4 protein-coding genes are annotated in these 6,000 nt (G+C 67.2%); all 4 read right to left on the reverse strand.

Annotated features, from left to right (window positions below; all coding sequences use genetic code 11):
- Nucleotides 1–155: 155 nt before the first annotated feature.
- The 4 genes from VNW74_RS07885 to VNW74_RS07900 are packed head-to-tail and all read right to left on the reverse strand — an operon-like array spanning nucleotide 156 to nucleotide 5,971.
- Entirely contained in the window at nucleotides 156–779 is a 624-nt protein-coding gene (locus tag VNW74_RS07885) for a TetR/AcrR family transcriptional regulator (RefSeq protein WP_325676045.1), read from the reverse strand.
- Nucleotides 776–1,444, reverse strand: coding sequence for a TetR/AcrR family transcriptional regulator (locus VNW74_RS07890; RefSeq protein WP_325676046.1), 669 nt, complete (start codon nucleotides 1,442–1,444; stop codon nucleotides 776–778). The genes VNW74_RS07885 and VNW74_RS07890 overlap by 4 nt, the downstream gene beginning before the upstream one ends.
- Before the next feature lie 42 nt (nucleotides 1,445–1,486).
- Nucleotides 1,487–4,267, reverse strand: coding sequence for a PEP/pyruvate-binding domain-containing protein (locus VNW74_RS07895; protein ID WP_325676047.1), 2,781 nt, complete (start codon nucleotides 4,265–4,267; stop codon nucleotides 1,487–1,489).
- Between the two features lie 12 nt (nucleotides 4,268–4,279).
- Nucleotides 4,280–5,971, reverse strand: coding sequence for an NAD(P)/FAD-dependent oxidoreductase (locus VNW74_RS07900; protein WP_325676048.1), 1,692 nt, complete (start codon nucleotides 5,969–5,971; stop codon nucleotides 4,280–4,282).
- Nucleotides 5,972–6,000 lie beyond the last annotated feature (29 nt).

Raw genomic sequence — 6,000 nt, forward strand, 5'->3', positions numbered from 1 at the left:
CACTCTAGTGGATGGGCGCGCGCGAGTCTACGTTCACGAGACCACGTCGTTGACGTGACCGCGTTGAAAGTGGGGCAGTCCGGCCAGCAGTTCACGCGCGGGCGGGTGCGGGCGGGCTCCGGCCGTCGCGGTGCGGTGCAGGGCAAATCCCTAGGTCATGGGGTCGAGGGCAGGCTGATTCCGTAGATCAGTGACAAGTACCCGGCGACAAGGGTGTCAGCGACAGCCGATGGGTCGGCGAACCCTTGGGCGCCAACCATTGTCGCGTAGATCGACCGTTCGGCCGACCACAGCACCGTCGTGGCCACCGTGCGGCTGTTCGTCGGAGTCACGACGCGCCCGGCGCTGCGGTCTTCGTCGATCGTGGTGGCCAGGCGCGCCGACAGCTCACCGAGGAAGGCGACGTAGACCGCCTTCAGCTCAGGGATTCGCGGCCATTCGGTTATCAGGCTGTGCGTCAGGCCGCGGTGCCGCGCCCCTCGCATGATCCAGCCGTCGACCGCGGCCCGGAGTTGAATCGAACTCCTGACATTGGGGTCTTCGATTACCCGGGTGACCTCGGCACCGATTTCGTCGAGCGCGTGTTGTGCCAAGGCGATGAACGCCTCGTCGCGGCTGCCGAAGTGCTGATAGTAGGTGGTGCGGGACGAGAGCCCCGCCTCGGTGAGGATTTCGGACACGCCGATGTCGTCGAGCACGTGATGCTCGAGTAGGCGATCCAGGGCGTCGAGGATCGACTGCCGCGTCTCGGGATTGCCGTTCTTCACTGTCGGTGTCATGCACGGGACCTTGGCCCGTGGCCGGGCCCATAGATTGACGCGAACCACAGCTCGAGCAGCGCGTCGCCGGCTGCAGCGACGCCGTCGACCGCCGGGTCCAAGCCGCGAAGGCCGAGGTAGAGCACTCGCTCAGAACCCCATACCAGCGCTCCGGCGACAGCCCGCGCTGGCGGGCCGGGCGGTGCGGTGCCGTCGGTGCGCTCACGCTCGATCTCGTGGGCGACCGCTTCGGTGAAGCGATCTACGAATGCCACCCAGAGCTTCCGAAGCTGCGGCGCGGTGTTCATGTTCTCGATCGCCGCGGCCAGGATGTGGCCCTGCTGGGTCCACAGGTCGACACCGGTCAGCAGGCTGCGCCGCAGGACCTCGGGCGAGGAGTGTTCGAACCCACCGGTCCACGGCTCGATCGAGGCAAAGATCTGATCGAATACCTGGGCGAGCAAGGACGCGACCACGTCATGCTTGGAGGCGAAATAGTAGTAGAACGCCGCCCGCGACACCCCGGCTTCACGCAGGATCTGCGCCACGCTGATCTCGTGCAGTGACTTGGTTTGCAGGAGTCGCTCGGTGGCCTCAAAGATCGCCAGTTCCGGGCCGCTGCGGCCGGTGTGGCTGCGAAAGCGCCGACCGGCCTCGCCACCCACTTCCAGGACGCTACCCGACATCGCAGGCACGATCCGTTACAAGCGAGTTCTCGCCCGCTCGTCTCACCCCACGCCTCCGCCGGGGGGGCCACCCGCGGCGACCAGCTCGCTCGTTGGCTGCGGCTCGGGCGACGTCGGCTCCCTGTCGTCTATCGTCACCCGGCCGGTGTCGCCATGCACGGTGATCGTCGCGCCGTCCGGGATGAGCTCCATCGCGCCGGCGATCTGGACGGACGGCAGGCCGTACTCGCGCGACAGGCACGACGCGTGTGAGAGCATGCCGCCGGTCTCGGTGACCACGCCCTGGACCACGACGAAGACCGGCGTCCAACCCGGATCCGTGCTGTTGCAGACCAGTATCTCCCCGGAACGGACCTTACCGATCTCCTTCTGGGTGCGCACAATTCGCGCGGTGCCCGTCACCGTGCCACGGCTGGTCGGAATGCCCTGCAATGGGCCTTCCCCGGCTGCGACATCCGCGGCCCCCAGATCCGCGGGCCGGCCGTGCCGCATGAACAACGGGAGGCCCGCCACCTTGTTCTCATTGCGTTCCCAGTCGCGGCGGCGGGCGGTGATCTTGGCGGTCATCAACTCGCGGCTGCCGTGCCCGTCGAGCGCGTCGTACAACTCGTCCTTGGTGAGGAAGAAATGGTCGTCCTCACCGTCGAGCCTGCCGCGCTCCCTGCCGCGCCGAGCAAGCTCCTGCAGCACCATCTTCAGCGACAATGTCAACCGGTCGAGGGACCAGCGCTGATCGTCGCGTAGAACGATGAAGTCGTGGATGTAGTTGATCAGCTTCTTGAAGGCCGCGCCCTTCCACGTGCCCATCGGCTGGTCACGGACCGCGGCGACGATCTTGGCCACGGCCGCATCGCGGCGCGCGTTGACGTCGTGCTCGCGGCTTTCCGGGTCGACGGGGTCGGCCACGCTGAGCAGGGTCTGGAAGTTGCGGTAGTCGATCCACGGATCCTCGACACGGCGGGGGAAGATTAGATCGCGGTCGGCGTGCCCGCGGAAGCCGGCCTGCTCACAGAATTCCGCGTAGGCCGCGAGGAACTCGCTCCCCTCCTCGGACTCTTGGAGAGCCGTGAAGAATGCCGGCCCCTCGTGCTCGGTGAAGGTGCGCAGGAGAGCCGCGGATCCGCGGATCCGTTCCGACAGCCGCCACAGCGCAGCATTCTCGATCAGCGTGCGTGACGGCCGCGTAGTGCCGGCGAGCAGGTCGTGGAGGATAAGCGGATCGTCGGGGTACCACGCACTTACGATGATCGGCAGCAGGCACAGCGCGTCGCGAGCGTGCTGCAGGAATAGGAACCACACGTCCTCGCAGTACTTGGCCTCGATCTCATTGAACCGGCGCACATAGCGCTTGAGTTCGCTATCTGAGAGCCGCTCCAGGGGTGGCAGGTTCGAGGGATGCCAGGCGGTGTCCTCGATGTATGCGCGGCATGCCTCCGCGCAATTGTGGGGTGCGTGCTTGCCGCCGAGGAATGCCGCCCGCGCCTGCATCCGCAGCCATCGACCGATGTCGAGTTTCGTGCTGAGCACCTCTTCCTGCCACGCCGGCGGGATGAAGTTCAGGTCGGGCAGCAGCGGGCGGAAGACCTTGGGAGTCGTGGCCGTCACGACCTCCCGGTCGAGGTCGCAGTTGTAGTAGATCTCGGCCTTGTAGTAGCGCAGGTAGGGCATTGCAGCAGCCTTTTCCAGGCCACGCCGTTCGTTCGTCCAGGTTTCTCCGCGTGTCATGGAGTACGCGCGCAGCGAGTAGAACAAAGGTGTCTTCGCGCCGGTCCAGTTGGAGTCCGACCAGGCACGGGTCCATGTCGTGTCCGGGTCGAACTCGTGGGTTTGCCACGCATCGACATCGGAGTCCCAGGAGAATTCGACGCCGGTGATCGGCCGCGACTGCAGAAGATAGAACGTCCCTGCCTCGTAACCCCACTCGATGTCCTGGGGGATGCCGTTGTAGTACTCCAGCACCCGCCGGCCGAGCCCGGCGAGCTCGGCGACCTGGTCGTCGTCCAGACAGGCGCGGCGCTGCTCGGCCTCGGGGACGTGTTGCTCGAGGACGCCGCTGCCGGCGTGGGTGTCGCGGACGAACCGCACCGCCTTCGAACCGATCCGCCGGTCGCGCAGCGTCAGATCCGCCGCGGTGACGGTGTACTCGTCGGGGTTGGCGACACCGCTGACAACCGCTTCGCCGAGGCCCCAGCTGGCGTTGATGACGAACTCGTCGGTCGCTGTGGTCAGTGGGTTGCCGGTGAACAGCACACCCGCGACCTCCGAGCGGACCATCGCCTGGATGACGACCGCGATCAGCGTCCTCTGGTGATCGAATCCCTTGTCCTGCCGGTAGGCGGTGGCGCGGGCACTCCACATCGACGCCCAGCACCGCTTCACGGCGAGCGCAAGCTCGTCGTCACCCCGGATGTCGAGGAAGGTGTCGTGCAACCCGGCGAACGACGCGTCCGCGAGATCCTCGGCGGTGCCCGACGAGCGGACCGCGACGAAACGATCCCCGTCCTGGTCTGCGAGGCGCGCGTAGGCCGCCAGCAGGTCGGCGCCGATCTGCGCAGGCACGTCGGCTGCCAGGATCTGGGCCCGGATCGCCGCCGTCGCGCGTTCGACATCGTCGGCGTCGGCGAAGTTTACTGTGGCCAGCGTGGCATCGATGTCGGCTTGCAGCCGCTCGACGAAGGCCCCGTAGGCCGCCGTCGAGACGGTGAAGCCCGGTGGGACGGTGAAGCCCGCCGCGGTCATCCGCGCGAGGTTCACGCTCTTCCCGCCGACGAGCTCGCTGGTGGTGGCCTCCGGATCGGCGAACCAGATGATGTTGCTGGGCATGGCTGCTCCTCGCTAGCGGGTGATCACGGAGTCAAGGACGGCGGGACTCGCGGTTGGCTGGCCGTCACGGGCGGTCGCGGCAAAACGCGTGGGGACCAGCCGGCGGACACCGCTTGCCTTCCCGAGTGCACGCGTCATGGTGCGGGCAGCCAGTTGCCCTGGTAGTCCGCAGATCCCGGCGCTCGGGTGCATCCCCCCGCTGCCGAGGAACAGCCCGTCCACCGGTGACTTGTAGTCCGCCAATCCCAGCGCCGGGCGCATCGGTCCGAACCGCATCAAAGAGGGGTCGACGTGATAGACGTTGCCGTCGCTGACGTTGAACCGGTCGGCCACGTCACCTGGTGTGAGGACGGTGCGATCGATCACGAGGTCCTCGATTCCCTCGTAGTAGTCGGCGCAGTCGGCGAGGATCTTGTCGGCAAGGCTCTCGCGGACGTCATCCCAGGGTTCGCGAGAGTTGTTGGGCACAACGCCACTCCAGATCCACAGGGTGTCCTGACCGTCGGGCGCCTGGGTCGGGTCCAACGCGGTCGGGATGACCGCCAGGAACGGTTGCCGCTTCGGCCAGTCACCACGCACAATGGCGTCCCATCCTTCGACGTGCTCCTCGAACGTGTGCCAGCAGGTCACGGGGTTGCGGAGGTCAAGGCCGTCGGACCGCAGCGCGGCGTGGCGGGGGAGATGAAGCTGCCCGCGCAGCGCCACGTTGACCTTCATATGGCCGGCGCCCGTGGTGTCGGTGGGGATGTGGGCCGCCGCCGCGGCAAGCTTGTCCGGCAGGGCGCCCTTCGGCAGCAGGCCGGCGAGTGCGGTCTTGGGGTCGCAGGCGGCCAGCACGGCGTTCGCGCGTATCTCTTCGCCACTCTTGAGCACGACGCCCTCCGCGCGGCCATTGCGGACGAGGATCCGCTCCACCGGCGCCGAGGTCCGCACCGTTCCGCCGTGCTCGCGCAGGCACGCTTCCAGCGCGCGAGGGAGCGCCCCTGTTCCGCCGACGAAACGCGAGGAGCTGGTGCGGTGCACGATCGCGACGTAGATCATCGCCCACGCGGTGGTGTCGCGGCGCATCCAGTCGAAGGTCGGCATCTGCGCGAGCGCGCCGCGGACCAGAGAAGACTCGAACGACTCGTCGATGATCTGGGCGTGCGACACCGAGAAGTAGCGGCTCAGCGCGATCATCTGCTTGGGATGGCGCGCCATCCGCGCGGCGCCCTTGAGCATTTCGCCGACACGCGGCCGCATCGGGTGCGAGCGCATGTAGGCGAGCATCACATCCATGCAGAGGTCCAGCGTTTCGGCCATCTCGAGCCAGGCCTTGGCGTCCTTCTTCGAGTACCGCCGCAGCTCGTCGGCCGTCCGATTGGCGTCGCGCCAGATCGCGAGTGACTCGCCGTCCGGTCCCAGATGCAGGTGCTGTGGATCGGCAACGACCTGGCGCAGACCGTATTTCGAGAGCTGCAGATCGGCTTCGATAGTGGTCGCCCGGTAGAGCGAGGCCTGGACGGCGCCCTCGTTCACCAGGTGGTGAGGCGCTCCGGGGATCGTGGCGTAGGTCGATGTCATCCCGCCGACCGTGGGCGAGGCCTCGACGACAAGCACGTTGTGCCCCGCTTTGGCCAAGTAACAGGCGGCGGTCAGCCCGTTGTGACCCGCACCCACCACGACAACGTCGGCGGTGTTGGCGCCCAGACGGTTGGTTCCCATTACTGCACTCCTCTGATTCGCGCGCGGAC

It is taken from the genome of Mycobacterium sp. (assembly GCF_035570115.1).
GTDB lineage: Bacteria > Actinomycetota > Actinomycetes > Mycobacteriales > Mycobacteriaceae > Mycobacterium.